Consider the following 16,264-nt stretch of genomic DNA (forward strand, 5'->3'; position numbering starts at 1 on the left):
TCCCGCTCCCTAACTATAGGCAGACGGGATCTTTCTATTTATAAAGGTTTAAGCGTTATTACAGTACTTAAATCTTCATTGACGCCTGTAAATAAATTCTCAACACGGCATTGAAGATCTGTTGCTGAGGGCGAATCCCATACAGCTTTCAAAATAACATTCACTTTTTCCTTCGCATTCACTGTTACTCTTCCCATCGGAAAACCTTCGATCATATATTTTGAAGATAACTTTAGCTTGAAAGGGATATCGGTATTATTCTGAAAGGTAATGACCAGGATATTTTCCTCATTTCTCTTTTTGTATTCGCTGCTAACGGTTACCGCTGATCTGAAGAACGGTTCCAATTCTGTCTTTCTTCCGATCAGGATGTCATCATAATACACAATCGTCCGGCGTGCAATCATAGCCTCCTGTATACTTTCCACGCTTTTCTCACGTGCAAGCACCAGGGTCATTGGACGATGAGTATTCTTATAGCTGTTGCTGATATCGTAGTGCTCATCCGAATTGGCAATCATGGTGAGGTTGTGCTTTATTGCCATATCATGCCCAATCACATTATATTTACCTGAATTTACGACCTCAACTCCACCAAGGATCTTTTTGTCAAGCAGCTCCTGGTGAAAATCAGTAAAAATATTCCGGTCCTTTTTGTCCCACCACGAGTATCCCGGATGATTGTAAAACACAAAAGCGCCCTGATCTTTTACTTCCAGAAACGGCGACATTAATTCGGCCCGTTTAATAGAATCTTTCATCACAAACTGCTTATGAATGGTTTTCATGTAGTCATATTTCAGTTTGTTCGGGTCTTTCACAAAAAGGGCGTTGTGGTGATAAGGAGAGACACGCGGAGAGATCTCCAGCCCTTTCACGATCAGCACGTTGGTTTTTTTTGCAGACTCGGTAGCAATCTCATACGAACGGTTACCATCACGTTTCAGATCTTCAGGATATCCTTCATAATCGAAGTGCTCCGTTAACGATATGGCGTCGAGACCATCCCGTTCGGCTTCACGTACCCGGAAGCTCGGCCAGACATGCCCGTCAGAAAAGACAGTATGCAGGTGGAAATCACACTTCAGGGTTATAAATCCGGGAATATTTACAAGCACAGGGTAGTTTTGCCTGACACTGTCTGCCAGTCCTGAGCCATAAGAACTTAACGCTGCAAACAGCAGCGCTAAGTTTAAAACTAATTTTAATCTCATCTTATTTTCTGGATGTAACGATCAGCGAATTTCTGATCCTTCGTTGTCCGTAATGATCGAATTTCTTATCATCAGTAGGATAGTTTATCACCCCGGTAGAGCTCACATTACTATCTTTCAGCCACATGGTAGTAGATCCACCGCCATCAAGATTCAGCGCGTCCTTAGGATTAAACCATTGGCGGATAAACTGAGTAAGCTCTTTGGCCGACATCCCTGCTGCTTTTTCAGCCCTGCCATCCACAGTAATCAGGAGAATGTGATTATTCTCAGTTCTTGCCACGGCAGTTCTTGGATGACGAACACCCTGGTGACGGTCCGGATCTTCGTAATTCAGGCTGTCCAAAGGCTTCTCGCGCGGCTTGGCGAAGTTTTCGCCTACCGGCTTATAATCAAATATCAGCATCGGCGATCCACTGATCACATTGGCATATGGCAGGCTCCGGTAAATCTTGTTATTACCGTAGATAATTCCACTGTTTTGTTTAGCAGGATCATAATAGAATGCTCCTTCATGTTTCCAAAATAACCGATGTCCTTCAGGAACCGACACTTCGATCTTAACCTTATTTGCTGACTTGAAGAACGATGATGACACAGAATCTCCTGGATTATCTTTATTCCTGAGGATCTCATAATAAGTACCGTTGACAGCTGCAAGCGCATTTGGAATTTTCTGCACCACCGATGATAGCGAGTCCGAAGGTCTTGAATCGACGAAGGTGATCTGACTTTCCGGGTTATTCAGATCGATATCTAATACATTCACTATCTGCCCGGAATTAAATGGCTGATAAAACCCTTCGTATTGATAGTGGGTCAGCCAGCTTTTCAGACTGCTTTTTTTCCAAACTGTCGCTGTGGTGCCGGCAGCAAAAGCCCGACCTGCTGCTACCTTTTGCTGCCCTTTTACTGATCCGAAGGCCAGTACAAGAAAGGCTAACAAGTATAAACGATTTGCTTTCATGTTAATATCCCTGGTTCTGAACAAGTTTTCCATTAGACAGGGTTATTTGCGCACCAGGTATTGGCATTACATATTTATCCTGAGTTTTAATATTGGGAAGCTGCGCTGCCTTATTTGTCCGCACCAGATCATAAAACAAGAAACCTTCGCTAAACAGCTCCCGTCGTCTTTCCTCCAGGATCAGGTTCAGGTAATTATCTGCCGTACCAGATTCTGCGAGCGTTAGTGCAGGCAAGCCGCGTTTCACACGGATAGCGTTTAAGTAGTCTAACCCTTGTGCCTGCGCGAAACCTTCGGCACAGATCAGATGCATCTCCGAGATCCTCGACACAATGATGGGCTGGACGTCCCAATATTTGCTGATGATCATATTGAACGTACCGTCTGTGTTAGTGATCTTTTGAATATTGATCGTCTTACGCTTGTCGTCTGCCGGATAGAGCTGGTTCAGCACATAATCAGACGGTTGTACAAAATAAGATCCGGCCCATGCAGTTCCATACGGCCAGAACAGCGCCGAAAAACGCAGATTTTTCTCTGACTTCAGATTTTCAAAGGCAAAAATCGCCTCCGGTGCCGACGACGTTCTAAAAATATCGCCATAGTTATCTGCAATAGCAAGCCCTGTCTGATCTATCACTTCTTTAGCAAGCTTTGCAGCACCTGATTTATCCCCCAGCGCTAGCAAGACACGCGCTTTTAACGCTTTAGCGCCTTCTATTGATACCGTTTTAACCCCGGTGGTTTTTAATGCCCGGCCGTTGCCAATAGCATAATCAAGATCCTTGTTGATCTGATCCCAGACTTGCGCTTTCGGTGTCTTGGCAATATTCTCAGTAGTATTAACAATAATTAAAGGAACATCGCCAAAGGTTGTTACGAGCTGGTAGTACAAGTAAGCCCTGAGGTAGCTGGTCTCTGCTTTAACCGCGGTAATGGCTGCATCAGACCCTAATGATTCTGCCGCCGTCAAAATAATGTTTGCATTGTAGATGTTGCGATAGCTGTTTGTCCATATCCGGGATGAGAAGCCATTCCGGTCATCTAATGTATTCCCGGTAATAAGAGCGCCATACGCACTGTTGTTTCCAGAAAGAGCAGTCCAGGTATAGTTACCTCCGCGAAGATCGTTCAAAAAGTAATCGTCACGGTCGCCGAAGGTTCTCAGGTAAAGTCCGTTCAGGAAAAACCTGATGTTTGAAGCGCTGATCTGATCAGGCGAAACTGCGCTTTCCGGTTTCACGTCCAGTTTATCGGCACATGCACCCAATAGAAACGAGCCGATCACAAAAAGGATGATGAATTGTATTTTAAATATCTTAAGCATGACTTTAAGTTTAGAAATTAACATTTAGACCCAGCATGAAACTCCGTGGCTGAGGTGTAACCAGGTTATCAACACCGAACGAACGAGCGTCAAGCCCCATAGATGCTTCCGGATCATAACCACTGTATTTGGTAAAGGTGTACAGGTTGTTTACTGATGCAAAAACACGTGCCTGGCTGATACGAAGCTGTTTGATCAGATTAACCGGAAGCTGGTATCCAAGAGTGACATTCTTAATTCTCAGAAAGGAGCCGTCTTCCAGGTAATAAGTGCTGTTGCGAACGTTATTTCCGCTCTTTGTTGCTCTTGGTACCGTATTACTTGTGCCCGGTCCTGTCCATCTCTTCAGATAATTATCCTTGAAAGCGCCGTAGTTACTGGCACCCATATGATCCAGGCCAGTTCTCCAGCCTGCTGCAATATCGCTGCCGACAGAGAAGGTATTAAATACAGAAAGATCAAAATTTGAGAACTTGAAGCTGTTGGTAAGGCCTCCGGAAAAGTCCGCCTGTGAAGTACCGATCTTTTTACGGTCACTTGAGTTAATGATATTGTTCTTATCGAGATCTTCAAAAATGACATCTCCCGGACGAACGCCTGCACCCTGCAACTGTGCCGGGATCTCAGACAAATTCTGGTAGATACCTAACTGCTTGTATCCATAGAATATGCCCAGAGCCTCACCGGGGATAATAGCATTCCATCCGCCAACGGTGATCGGTTCTTCTCCTATCAGGCTTAACACCTCGTTACGGATAAATGAAATATTAAAGCTTGTTGACCATCTCAGGCGTTTATCGATATTCACGCTGCTGATACTGAGCTCATGGCCACGGTTTTCCATAGAGCCGATGTTAGACGTCCGCGTAGTAAAACCACTGGTTCCCAGAACCGGAAGGTTATACAGAAGGTCTTCGGTCTTCTTAATGAAATAATCATAGGTAATACCCAGGCGGCCTTTGAAAAACGAAAGGTCGATACCAAGATCTGATTGCGTTGCGGTTTCCCACTTCAGGTCTGTATTGCCAAGTGCAGTTACGCTTAAACCGGTTTGCAGGTTGTAATTATAGCCTCCGGAAGCAAGCGGCAAATAGCTGAAATTACCGATACCGTCCTGGTTACCTGTTTTGCCCCAGCTTAAACGAACCTTACCAAACTCAAGCCAGTCAGGCGTATTGATAAAACTTTCATTGGTAACAGCCCAGGCGCCCGAAACCGAAGGGAATGTTGCAAACCGATTGGCTTTGCTGAATTTGGATGAGCCGTCATATCTCGCTGAAGCGGAAAGAAAATAACGGTCTTTAAAATTCAATGTCAGCCTGCCGAGATAAGACTCGATGGCATATTCTGAAGCATCACCATCAGCAGTTCGGATAGTTGCGGAGGTAACGTTCTGGAAATCATCGGAAGGGAACTCCGTACCTGTCGCCTGGTTAAAATTATACTTATTCTGGAAAAAGCTATGGCCGGCAACAACATCTACATTAAGGCCGTTCGTCCAGGTGTTCTTATAACTAAGCGTATTGTCAAACGTAGCGGAGTAACGGTTATTCCGGATATCGTTTGTGTATCCTTTAGCATTATACGGGTGTTCCATTTCTTGGTGGCGGAAACCCCTTCCCTGCCGGATCTCAGTGTTATAACCGCTATGATAGGTAAAATGCTTCAGGAAGTTAACGTTTCCGTAAAGGTTAACTAGTCCCTGAAAGTTGTCGTCGAAAGTATCATCCTTCGCCAGGATCAGCACACCATTGTGCCTTAGAATATCCTTGCCGCCAACAGCGAATGAACCATTAGGCAGGTAAGGTCTGTCGTATGGCCGCTGTTCCAGGTTACGCTGAAATAAAGCAGTACCCTGATCACCATTAGGAATAGATGTAGAGTGAGTAAAATTACCTCCCAGCCTTAACCCGAAATTAAAGGTTTGATTAGGCTTGAAATCAATGTTACTTCTTAATGAATAGCGTTTCAAAGAACTTTTTTTGATCAGGCCTTCCTGATACTGATACCCGGCAGAAGTGAAGTGGTTCATATTATCATTACCACCGCTGAACGAGAAATCAGTCTGGTTTGAAGCCGCAGGATCATTGATGATCAGCTCCTGCCAGTTTACATCGTATGGATCAGCCGGTACAACACCCAGTACCGTTGCAATATTTATATAACCGGTTTGACCTGGCTGATAGTTCATATCACGGTTGAAGTTGTTTGTTGCCTCTGTCTGGAGTGCGATATACTCTTGCGGATTAAGCAGGTTAAGTTTTTTTGGCATTGTCTGAATCCCTGACAACTGCGAAACAGCAATACGCGGTGTGCCTTTCTTACCTTGTTTGGTTGTAATTAATATCACTCCGTTAGTTGCACGGCTACCATAAATAGCAGCGGCGGCGGCATCTTTTAAAACATCGATTGACTCAACATCGGATGGATTAATAAGCGATAATGGGTCCTGCCTGTATTCTCCGGAAAAGTTATAGCTCGCCAGGTCTTTTGATAAAGGGATTCCGTCGATCACATAAAGTGGCTCATTATCACCATTGATAGAGCTTACACCTCTGATGCTGACCCGCGACGCGCCGCCGGGTGTGCCGTTTGAAACAGTCATATTGACCCCGGCGATCTGTCCCTGCATCAATTGATTAGCAGAGGTTACATTACGCTCGGAAACATCCGCGGCATCCAGGCGGGAAACGGCATTGGTTAGGTTACGTTTGGTATTTTTACCATATCCTACCACCAGCACTTCGTTCAGGTTATTCTGGTCAACGTCAAGGGTTATAACTAGCTCGCGACCGGTCGGCCTTACTTCTGCTGGTTTATACCCGATAGAAGTAATTATAAGGATAGCATTATTGTCCGGCGCATTAATGCTGAATCTGCCATCCACATCCGTGCTGGTTGCTGTCTGCGTGTTTTTGATCTTTACTGATGCACCGGGCAAGGGTAAGCCCTCTTTATCAATCACCCGGCCCCGGATAATTGCCCGTGAGAGTTTGGAACCTGCTACAGTTGTTGCAGCCGCTTTTGTAAGGTTTACTTCATTACTATAGCCTGTATTTATAGTAACGAGAAGTAACAAGACCGGCACGGAAAACCGGCAAAATAAATGGAATGGTTTATTCCACACTAGAGATAATTTCATAAATTTGAGTTTGATGCGTAATAAATTCAGGCGGATGTGTTCACACCACATTCGTCTGCTTTTTTGATACTTCGATCCGGATGGTTAAATCATCATTTGTTAATCCATTTTTTCCTTTCATAATTCATTGCTGATCCTAAGTATTCTTGCAAAGGATCGATCGGTGGGTTGTGAAGAAGACATGGTCCTGTCACGCCGGCAAAAGTATCAGCCCGCAGTTAGCATAAGGTTATATGTATGTTAATAAATCAAACCCTTTTTAATTATATTAGAGTGCTTAAATAATCTCATTTGAAATCACTCAAGTCGTTTAAACTGCTTATAATACTTCTTCTAAGCAGTACCGATGTGGTTTTGTCACAGGCATTAACAGATCAAAATATTAAGGGGTACGGCAAGATTGATTCTATCAATAGGCCTGAAGAAGTTGAAGCGTTCGTCCGCTCAATTGAAAATAGATACTCAAGTTTCATGGTTAATACGGTACTGACTTTCGACGATGACAATTGTTTCCGGCTGGGTGATCTCAACAAGTTAACTGCGATTACCAAAGCTGATTTCGATAAAAACGGTTTCACCGACTTGCTGGTGATCGGAATGCTCGGAAAACACCCTGTAGTTCTTTGTCTCATGGGTTCTATTAACAATGAGATTGATATGCACGTAATAAGTAAACATTTTCGGCGAACGTGCTCAATCGCCCGGATAGTTTATGAGAACGGTACCCCATTGATTGAGTACAAGTACTTTAAAGCTAACTATGCGATTGTGTACAAAGATGAACCGGTCAATTCGGACAAACTGATTTTCAAGTTCGGCGGTTTTGTCGATTACAACCTGTCACCGAAAAAATACAACATCGAAAAAATCGAATATACCATGGGCGCAGGAGGGGATCCGTTATCAAGTTTCTCAATGGAGATTAATTCCAAGCACAAGGGCAGGTATATTAGCCAGAACGTTGATTTTTTGTCCCGTAAAAACACTGAATATATAAATTTCAATGGGATGATACCCGATACTATACATGACGAAATATTCGGGCTACTCAATTATGCAGACTTTCCAAATCTTAACGACAACTATGCAATCACCGCTACAGACCATGCAACTGCCTTACTAAAAATAACTTATGATGGCGGCAAGATCAAAACTATAAGAGACTATGGCCTTCTAGGCACCCAAAGCTTAAACAGGCTCTATCAAATAATGGATTCTCTGAGAAGCCAGGTTTGGACACCTGAGCCCATTAAAGCTATAATTCCGTTGCCCGGCGCTACAAATTAGCCATCAATACAGGATAGTGACCATGTTCGAAATCTCCTTTAGAATAGCAAATTTTTCAGATTTGCCCGAGATGCAGCAATTATTTGTGGATACCGTAAGGGCCATTTGCCGTAAAGATTATAATGACGAGCAAATACAAGCCTGGATTTCAGGAGTGAAGGATACGCAACGCTGGCGGCAGCGTTTAGATGAACAGCATGTATTGCTGGCGCTCACGGGAGATCAGATCACCGCCTTCGGCACCATAAAGGACGGAAACTATATTGATATGTTTTTCGTGCACAAAGACTTCCAGGGGCAGGGTATTGCGGGAAAAATATATTCAGAGCTTGAAGACAAAGCTCGTGAACTTAATTCGGACTACATTGATTCTAAGGTAAGTATCACCGCAAGGCCTTTTTTTGAGAAGATGGGTTTTTTGGTCTTAGCTGAACAGACGGTGAAACGGATGGGGGTTGAGCTGGTGAATTATAGGATGCGGAAAATGGTAAAGTAGCCCACAGGTATGAACACATAGAATGACCCCGAAGGTGGTCATATGTTTATAGAAAATTAGGCTAGTCGTGTTCCCGACCCGAAGGTGGTCGCATGTGAAGTTACAACACATACGACCACCTTCGGGGTCGCTTGGTCAGTGACATTCTTTTGCTATAAACATACGACCCCTTCAGGGTCGAACAGCCAAACCCATGGTTAAACTAGATGATTCACTTGTTCCTTCAATAGCAGCACGAACCAACCCGATCTAAACCTGATGGCAGCGCAAAGCCCGGAGCCGAAGACAAAATTGATTCTTTAAAGAGAAATTACAATGGCGAGGACTTGCAGCGAACAGCAGGTCTGCCTGTTCCTATGAAAATCAGGCCTTGCTTTCCAAAAAATCAAAATACCCCGGATGATGCGCACTAAATTCAAATCTCCATAGTCCACTACCAGCCTATACCCCGATAAGTTCTCCTTTAGCTTTCAGTTTTCAGCTTTCAGCTCCTCAGAATTTTCAACCCAACTATTTGCGCTTTAATGAAATTCTCCTATCTTTGCAGTCCCGAAATTTCGGGGCAATAGAATATATTAAATAATTTAAATTCAAGCAAGTGAATACGTTAAGTTACAAAACTGTCTCTGCCAACAAAGCGACCGTCAGCAAAGAATGGGTAGTTGTTGACGCTCAAGGAGAGATTTTGGGGCGCTTGTCTTCTAAGATCGCAATGATGATCAGAGGAAAAAACAAGCCATCGTACACCCCACACGTAGACTGCGGCGATAATGTAATTGTTATCAACGCAGACAAAGTCAAATTGACCGGAAACAAATTCGCTGAAAAGCAGTATGTTTCTTACACCGGTTATCCTGGTGGTCAGAAATTCATTTCTCCTAAGGAATTGATGGCTAAGCATCCTACCCGTGTGGTAGAGAAAGCTGTACGTGGAATGTTACCTAAAAACAGCCTGGGCCGTGCCTTGTACAAAAACCTTCATGTTTATGCAGGTGCTGAACATCCGCATGCAGCGCAAAATCCTAAAACCATTAAACCGTAATCAAGAGAAATGTCAACTATCACCAACACTTCAGGAAGAAGAAAAACAGCAGTTGCGCGCATTTATCTGCAAGATGGAAGCGGCACAGTTACCGTGAACGGTAAAGATTACAAGGAGTATTTTCCAACATTGCCATTACAATATATCGTGATGCAGTCAACAGAAGTTTCTGAATCTATCGGAAAATTCGATGTGGTTGTTAACGTTGCCGGCGGTGGTGTTAAAGGACAGGCAGAAGCCGTTCGTTTAGCAATCGCCAAAGCTATTGTAGAACTGGATCCAGAGAAGAAACCTGCATTGAGAGCTAAAGGCATTATGACCCGTGACGACCGTATGGTTGAGCGTAAAAAACCAGGTCGTAAGAAAGCCCGTAAGAAATTTCAATTTAGTAAACGTTAATCTCAGGAGGATAAGACAATGGCAAGAACAACATATCAGGACTTACTGGATGCAGGTGTACACTTTGGTCACCTTACCCGCAAATGGGATCCGAAAATGGCTCCATACATTTTCATGGAGCGCAACGGCATCCACATTATAGATTTAAATAAAACTTTAACAAAATTAGAAGAAGCTGCGGCTGCGATCAAACAGATCGTAAAATCAGGGCGTAAGATCTTATTTGTTTCTACCAAGAAACAAGCTAAAGACATCGTTGCTGAGCAGGCCCGTTCTGTAAACATGCCTTACGTAACCGAGCGTTGGTTAGGTGGTATGTTAACTAACTTTGCTACTGTTCGTAAATCGATCAAAAAGATGTCTAACATCGATAAGATGACTAAAGACGGAACTTATGACGTTTTATCGAAGAAAGAAAAATTGATGATCCAGCGTGAGCGTATCAAATTAGAATCCCTTCTTGGAGGTATTGCTGATCTGAACCGTTTACCGGCGGCATTATTCATTATCGACGTGAAGAAAGAGCATATCTCTGTTGCTGAGGCGATGAAATTAAACATCCCTACATTTGCAATGGTTGATACCAACTCTGATCCGTCAAACATCGACTTCCCGATCCCGGCTAACGATGATGCTACTAAATCAATTACATTGATCACTGAAGTTATCATGAAAGCTATCCACGAAGGATTGGACGAGCGTAAACGTGAAAAAGAAGAAGAGGCTGACAAAGAAGCTGCTTCTGCTAAAGCAAAAATTGATACTGATGGCGAAGCTAAAGACGAGCCAGCTACTCCGGGCAAACGTACCCGTAAAGCTGCAGGTGTTGAAGGTGTAGCTGTTGACGCAGAAGCTGAAGCGAAGAGCGAAGAGTAATCTCTTATTCCCGGTACATTCGGGAGGTCCCCGCATTCGCGGGGATGACAACAATATTAATTTTTAATAATTACAGGACCGCATACAAATGTGGTCCTGTATTAAATAAGCAAAAACATGTCTACAGTACAAATTACTGCCGCAGATGTAAATAAATTACGCCAGCAAACCGGTGCCGGTATGATGGATTGCAAAAAAGCATTGACCGAAGCTAACGGTGACTTCGAAGCAGCTATTGATTACCTGCGTAAGAAAGGCGCTAAGGTTGCTGCAAGCCGTCAGGACCGCGAGTCGAACGAAGGTGTAGTTATTGCAAAAACAACAGCAGACGGAAAACGTGGAGTAATCGTTGAATTCAATTGTGAAACTGACTTCGTAGCGAAGAACGCTGATTTCATAGCTTTTGCAAACAGCATTGCTGATCTTGCAGTCGACAAGAACCCAGGTTCTGTTGAAGAATTGTTAAGCCTTGAGCTTGATGGTGAGAAATTATCTGACACGATCATTTCGAAAACCGGAACTATCGGTGAGAAAGTTGGTGTATCTAAATACGAAACGGTAACCGGCGAAAAAGTTATCGCTTACATCCACGGGAACTATCGTCTAGGCGTATTGGTTGCCCTTAGCTCAAATCCGGCAAGTGCGGATGAAGTTGGTAAAGATGTGGCTATGCAGATTGCTGCAATGAATCCTGTAGCTATTGACAAGGCTGACGTTGATTCAAAAACGATCGAAAAAGAACTTGAGATCGCTAAAGATCAGATCCGTGCAGAAGGCAAGCCAGAAGAAATGGTTGAAAAGATCGCTGCTGGTAAGCTGAACAAATTCTACAAAGATTCTACTTTATTAAACCAGGAGTTCGTTAAAGACTCATCGAAGTCGGTAGCTCAATTCCTTAATGATGTGGATAAAGGCTTAACCGTTACCGCATTCAAGCGGGTTCAGTTAGGAGCTTAATATCATTTAGATCCTCTCCGAATTGGAGAGGATTTTTTTTGCCCTTTTATTTTTGAACAGTATGAAAACTGCTCTTGTCAATGCTATATTATTTACTGGTAAAGAAAAGCTTGATAACAAGGCTCTCCTGGTCGTTGATGGTACGGTCCATTCGATCGTAGAAAACTCGGAAGTTCCCGCAGATTTTATCAAGACTGATCTTACAGGTCTGAACATTGCGCCTGGATTGATCGATCTTCAGATCTACGGGAGCGGCGGAAAGCTATTCGGAGCGCTGCCCGATGTTGAGGGATTGAAGCAAATGGAAACAGATCTTCTGGCGCAGGGGACAACCGGTTTCCTCGCCTGCTCGGCTACCAACAGCGCTGAGGTTTTCGAAAAGGTTATCGATTCAGCCAGGGAATATCGCAAGTCGGCAAAAGGAAATTTCTGGGGCATACACCTGGAGGGGCCTTATCTTAATCCTGCTAAAAAGGGTGCTCACCCTGACGAGTTTATCAGGAAAGGCAATATCCCGGAAATGAGATCATGGATCGAACGCGGTGCGGGAGAGGTGAAGATGATGACTATTGCTCCGGAACTCCAGGATCCGGAATTTATCGATTATCTCAATTCCGAAAAGATCATCATCTCTGCGGGGCATAGTAATGCCACGTATGATGAGGCAATGGGTTTTCTGAATAATCCGGTACAAACTTGTACCCATCTTTTTAATGCCATGCCCCAGATCCATCACCGCGACCCAGGGCTGATACCTGCTATATTTAAGCTCAAGCCATACGCCAGCATTATCGCCGATGGTATGCATGTTGCTTTTCCGTTGATAGAAATAGCAAAAAAGCAAATGGGCGACAAACTATTTCTGATCACAGATGCTGTGACTGAGGCGCGGGAAGGTATTTATCAGCATATTTTTACCGGCGAAAAATACGTCATGCCCGATGGTACCTTGTCCGGTTCGTCCATGACCATGCTTCAATCTGTTGCCAATTGCGTTCAAAAGGCTGATATAGAACTTGATGAAGCTTTACGGATGGCGTCGACATATCCGGCAACGCTGTTCGGAACTACAAAAAAAGGATACCTCACGCCAGGCTCGGATGCGGATATTATTGTCTTTACAAGTGACTTTAAACATCACAGCACTTACCTGGCGGGTACATTGAACTAAAATTTAATAACTTTACAAAAATATTCTCTTCATGACTTATAAACGCATACTGTTAAAATTAAGCGGCGAATCATTAATGGGCGACAAGCAGTACGGCATCGATATTGACCGGGTAGCGCAATACGCAAAAGACATTAATGAAGTACATGCACAGGGAATTGAAATTGCAATAGTAATCGGCGGCGGGAACATTTACCGTGGCCTCAGTGCCGAGAAAGCCGGCATGGACCGGGTTCAGGCCGACTATATGGGAATGCTTGCTACCGTTATCAATAGTATGGCGCTCCAGGACGCGCTTGAAAAAACCGGTGTTAAGACCAGGCTGCTAACTGCTATCAAGATGGAGCAGATCTGTGAGCCATTCATTCGCCGTCGTGCAGTGCGCCACCTCGAAAAAGGCAGGATCGTGATTTTTGGTGCTGGTACAGGTAACCCCTATTTTACGACCGATACAGCGGCCTCGTTAAGGGCCGTGGAGATCAATGCCGATGTGGTAATGAAGGGAACACGCGTGGATGGCATCTATACAGCTGATCCTTTGAAGGATCCATCCGCTACGCGATTTGATGAAATTACCTTTACGGAAGTCTACAAAAAGAACCTGAATGTGATGGACATGACGGCTATTACTTTATGCCAGGAAAATAATTTGCCCATCATCGTATTTGATATGAATAAGCCGGGCAATTTTAAACGGATCACAAACGGAGAACCTATTGGAACTTTAGTTAAAGGGTAGTGGGCTATCAGCTATCAGCCCTGAGCTATCAGCTGAAAGCTCATTACGTATAAGCTCATAGATTTTAATTATTTTTACAGATCGAACAGGACCATTATGAACGACCTTATAAAAAAACAATTAGATGATGCCAGAGCTCACATGGATAAAGCCGTTGAGTTTTGTGATAATGAATTGGTAAAGATCCGTGCCGGTAAGGCGATGCCTACTATGCTTGACGGCATTTTTGTAGATTATTACGGCACACCAACCGCCTTGAATCAGGTAGCGGCTGTTAACACACCCGATGCACGTACACTTGTTGTGCAGCCCTGGGAAAAAACCATGCTCATTCCAATCGAACGGGCCATTATGGAAGCCAATATCGGACTGAACCCACAGAATGATGGTACGGTTATACGTCTGAACGTTCCGCCTCTAACCGAAGAACGCCGCCGTGACCTTGTGAAAAAAGTTAAGGAAGAAGTAGAGAGAGGGCGTATTGCAGTGCGTAATATCCGGAAAGATGCAAATGAAAAGATCAAACGTACCAAAGGCGAAGGGGTTTCGGACGACGAAATAAAAACAGGCGAAGGGGAAGTACAAAAACTGACTGATGGTTACATAGTTAAAATAGATAAACTGATGGAAGCCAAAGAAAAAGATATCATGACGGTTTAATAATAATCTGTTTGTAAAAAGGAAAGGGAATAGGTTAAATGCTTATTCCCTTTTTTACTTTTGAAGAATCAAGAGCCGAGAATCAGGAGTCAAGACATCGCCACCAATCTTTCGTCTTATTATCGACCATTTTATGTCTTGGTTCTTGATTCTTGGCTCTAATTTATGCACCTTTAATCCCCCAGTCCCGGCTGATACACCTAAGGATCAACAACATAAATCAAATGAAGCTATTACTTGAATATTTAAAGAATTATAAAGGCCTGATTGCTCTGGCGCTGGTCCTTGCTGCAGTTAACCAAATATTCTCTCTTCTAGATCCATGGATATTTCGCAAGATCATTGATACTTACGTAACGAGGTATGAGGAATACACAACTGAAGAATTCTTTAAAGGTGCGGGATTGCTCATCCTGGCTGCAATGGGTGTGGCCATGGTTTCAAGGATCGCCAAGAATTTCCAGGACTACTACGTGAACGTGATCACACAGCGCCTCGGCGCAAAGATCTACTCGGACGGACTTGCACACTCACTGGAGCTGCCTTATTCAGTATTTGAAGACCAGCGCAGCGGGGAGACCTTAGGCATATTGCAGAAAGTACGAACCGACACGGAAAAACTCATCACGGCGTTCATAAATATTGTGTTTACATCACTGGTGGGTGTAACATTTGTATTTATTTATGCGATCAATATTCACTGGTCCATAGCCGTGGTCTATATGTCTGTAATCCCTATCCTGGGTTTTATCAGTTCTGTCCTCAGCAAAAAGATAAAAGTCGTTCAGAAGCTTATCGTCAGCGAAACAACCGCGCTTGCAGGATCAACCACAGAGTCGCTTAGAAATATAGAGTTGGTGAAGAGCCTTGGCTTATCAAACCAAGAGATAAACAGGCTTAACGGTGTGACTGAGAAGATACTTAAACTCGAGCTAAGGAAAGTAAAGTATGTGCGAAGCCTGAGCTTCGTGCAGGGAACTTTAGTAAACCTTTTGCGAAACGGGATCCTGCTGCTGATGCTCTATCTGATCTTCGCAGGCAGGATCAGCGTTGGTGAGTTCTTTTCCTTGTTTATTTATTCCTTCTTCATATTTGGTCCGCTGCAGGAATTGGGGAATATTATTAATATTTACCGGGAAACGGAAGTCTCGCTTGATAACTTCAGAGGAATATTAAATACCCCTAAGGAGAAAAAGCCATTGAATCCAGAGCGCCTCGGTCGAATAAACAGGCTCCGTTTTGATTCGGTCAGCTTTAAACATCAATCGGCAAACCGCAATGCTCTTGAAAATATATCATTTGAGACGCATAAAGGCGAAACTATCGCATTTGTTGGACCATCCGGCTCAGGCAAAACAACACTGGTAAAATTATTGGTAGGCCTTTATCATCCCAGCAGCGGCGAAGTGCTGTATAATAACGTTTCAGGAACGGAGATCAATCTCGACGAGCTGCGGGAAAAGATTGGTTTCGTAACACAGGATACACAGCTATTTTCCGGGACGATCCGTGAAAACCTGTTGTTTGTCCGTCCGGACGCAAGCGACGAAGAATGTATGCGGGTTTTACACAAAGCAGCCTGCCAGAATTTACTGGCCCGTGCTGATAAAGGCCTGGATACTATTATCGGTGAAGGCGGAGTAAAGGTGTCGGGAGGTGAAAAACAGCGCTTATCCATCGCAAGAGCTCTTCTTCGTCAACCTAACATTCTTGTCTTTGATGAGGCTACATCTTCCCTGGATTCCATAACGGAGGAAGAAATCACAGAAACCATCCGTGATGTATCGGTTATCAGCGACCATATTACCATCCTGATAGCCCACAGGCTTTCCACGATCATGCATGCCGATAAAATATTTGTCCTGGAGAAAGGGAGCATTATTGAATCGGGGAGACATCTTGAACTCCTGGCCGAAAAGGGGTTATATTATGCGATGTGGCGTCAGCAAATTGGTGAAAAGCATACACTTGAAGTATAGTTGTAAAA

At 43.8% G+C, this 16,264-nt stretch carries 14 protein-coding genes; 10 read left to right on the forward strand and 4 right to left on the reverse strand.

All coding sequences use genetic code 11. The features are described from left to right. Window positions 1-38: 38 nt before the first annotated feature. From P2W76_RS02450 to P2W76_RS02465, 4 genes are read right to left on the reverse strand one after another with little or no spacing between them, the layout of a single operon-like run. Window positions 39-1,214, reverse strand: coding sequence for an Sb-PDE family phosphodiesterase (locus P2W76_RS02450; protein ID WP_276345892.1), 1,176 nt, complete (start codon window positions 1,212-1,214; stop codon window positions 39-41). Between the two features lies 1 nt (window position 1,215). Then, window positions 1,216-2,214 (reverse strand): phosphodiester glycosidase family protein, encoded by a 999-nt coding sequence (locus tag P2W76_RS02455; protein ID WP_276345893.1) that lies wholly within the window; start codon window positions 2,212-2,214, stop codon window positions 1,216-1,218. Continuing rightward, window positions 2,183-3,508, reverse strand: coding sequence for a RagB/SusD family nutrient uptake outer membrane protein (locus P2W76_RS02460; RefSeq protein ID WP_276345894.1), 1,326 nt, complete (start codon window positions 3,506-3,508; stop codon window positions 2,183-2,185). Before P2W76_RS02460 ends, P2W76_RS02455 begins: the two co-directional genes overlap by 32 nt. A gap of 10 nt (window positions 3,509-3,518) precedes the next feature. After that, window positions 3,519-6,650: a TonB-dependent receptor gene (locus P2W76_RS02465; protein WP_276345895.1), complete on the reverse strand. Its 3,132-nt coding sequence runs from the start codon at window positions 6,648-6,650 to the stop codon at window positions 3,519-3,521. Window positions 6,651-6,941: 291 nt separating this feature from the next. On the opposite strand from P2W76_RS02465, the gene P2W76_RS02470 reads away from it, so the two are divergent. From P2W76_RS02470 to P2W76_RS02515, 10 genes are all read left to right on the forward strand, one after another. Continuing rightward, a complete protein-coding gene (locus P2W76_RS02470; RefSeq protein ID WP_276345896.1) occupies window positions 6,942-7,937 on the forward strand; it encodes a hypothetical protein in 996 nt (331 codons plus the stop codon). A 22-nt stretch (window positions 7,938-7,959) separates the two neighbouring features. Further along, window positions 7,960-8,433 carry a GNAT family N-acetyltransferase gene (locus tag P2W76_RS02475; protein ID WP_276345897.1) on the forward strand — a complete coding sequence of 158 codons (474 nt, stop codon included), beginning with the start codon at window positions 7,960-7,962 and terminating at the stop codon, window positions 8,431-8,433. Window positions 8,434-9,031: 598 nt separating this feature from the next. Further along, on the forward strand, window positions 9,032-9,475 hold the full coding sequence (gene rplM, locus P2W76_RS02480) for a 50S ribosomal protein L13 (protein ID WP_276345898.1): 444 nt from the start codon (window positions 9,032-9,034) through the stop codon (window positions 9,473-9,475). A 9-nt stretch (window positions 9,476-9,484) separates the two neighbouring features. Then, complete coding sequence (gene rpsI, locus P2W76_RS02485; protein ID WP_276345899.1) at window positions 9,485-9,874, forward strand: 30S ribosomal protein S9; 390 nt, start codon at window positions 9,485-9,487, stop codon at window positions 9,872-9,874. 18 nt (window positions 9,875-9,892) lie between these two features. After that, window positions 9,893-10,750 carry a 30S ribosomal protein S2 gene (gene rpsB, locus P2W76_RS02490; RefSeq protein WP_276345900.1) on the forward strand — a complete coding sequence of 286 codons (858 nt, stop codon included), beginning with the start codon at window positions 9,893-9,895 and terminating at the stop codon, window positions 10,748-10,750. Between the two features lie 117 nt (window positions 10,751-10,867). Continuing rightward, complete coding sequence (gene tsf / locus P2W76_RS02495; RefSeq protein ID WP_276345901.1) at window positions 10,868-11,707, forward strand: translation elongation factor Ts; 840 nt, start codon at window positions 10,868-10,870, stop codon at window positions 11,705-11,707. Window positions 11,708-11,768: 61 nt separating this feature from the next. Next, window positions 11,769-12,878 (forward strand): N-acetylglucosamine-6-phosphate deacetylase, encoded by a 1,110-nt coding sequence (nagA, locus tag P2W76_RS02500; RefSeq protein ID WP_276345902.1) that lies wholly within the window; start codon window positions 11,769-11,771, stop codon window positions 12,876-12,878. A gap of 31 nt (window positions 12,879-12,909) precedes the next feature. Further along, a complete protein-coding gene (pyrH, locus tag P2W76_RS02505) occupies window positions 12,910-13,617 on the forward strand; it encodes a UMP kinase (protein WP_276345903.1) in 708 nt (235 codons plus the stop codon). Window positions 13,618-13,713: 96 nt separating this feature from the next. Further along, a complete protein-coding gene (gene frr / locus P2W76_RS02510) occupies window positions 13,714-14,277 on the forward strand; it encodes a ribosome recycling factor (RefSeq protein WP_276345904.1) in 564 nt (187 codons plus the stop codon). A gap of 224 nt (window positions 14,278-14,501) precedes the next feature. Further along, window positions 14,502-16,256, forward strand: coding sequence for an ABC transporter ATP-binding protein (locus tag P2W76_RS02515; protein ID WP_276345905.1), 1,755 nt, complete (start codon window positions 14,502-14,504; stop codon window positions 16,254-16,256). Window positions 16,257-16,264: the final 8 nt, after the last annotated feature.

The organism is Daejeonella sp. JGW-45 (assembly GCF_029360805.1).
Taxonomy (GTDB): domain Bacteria; phylum Bacteroidota; class Bacteroidia; order Sphingobacteriales; family Sphingobacteriaceae; genus Daejeonella.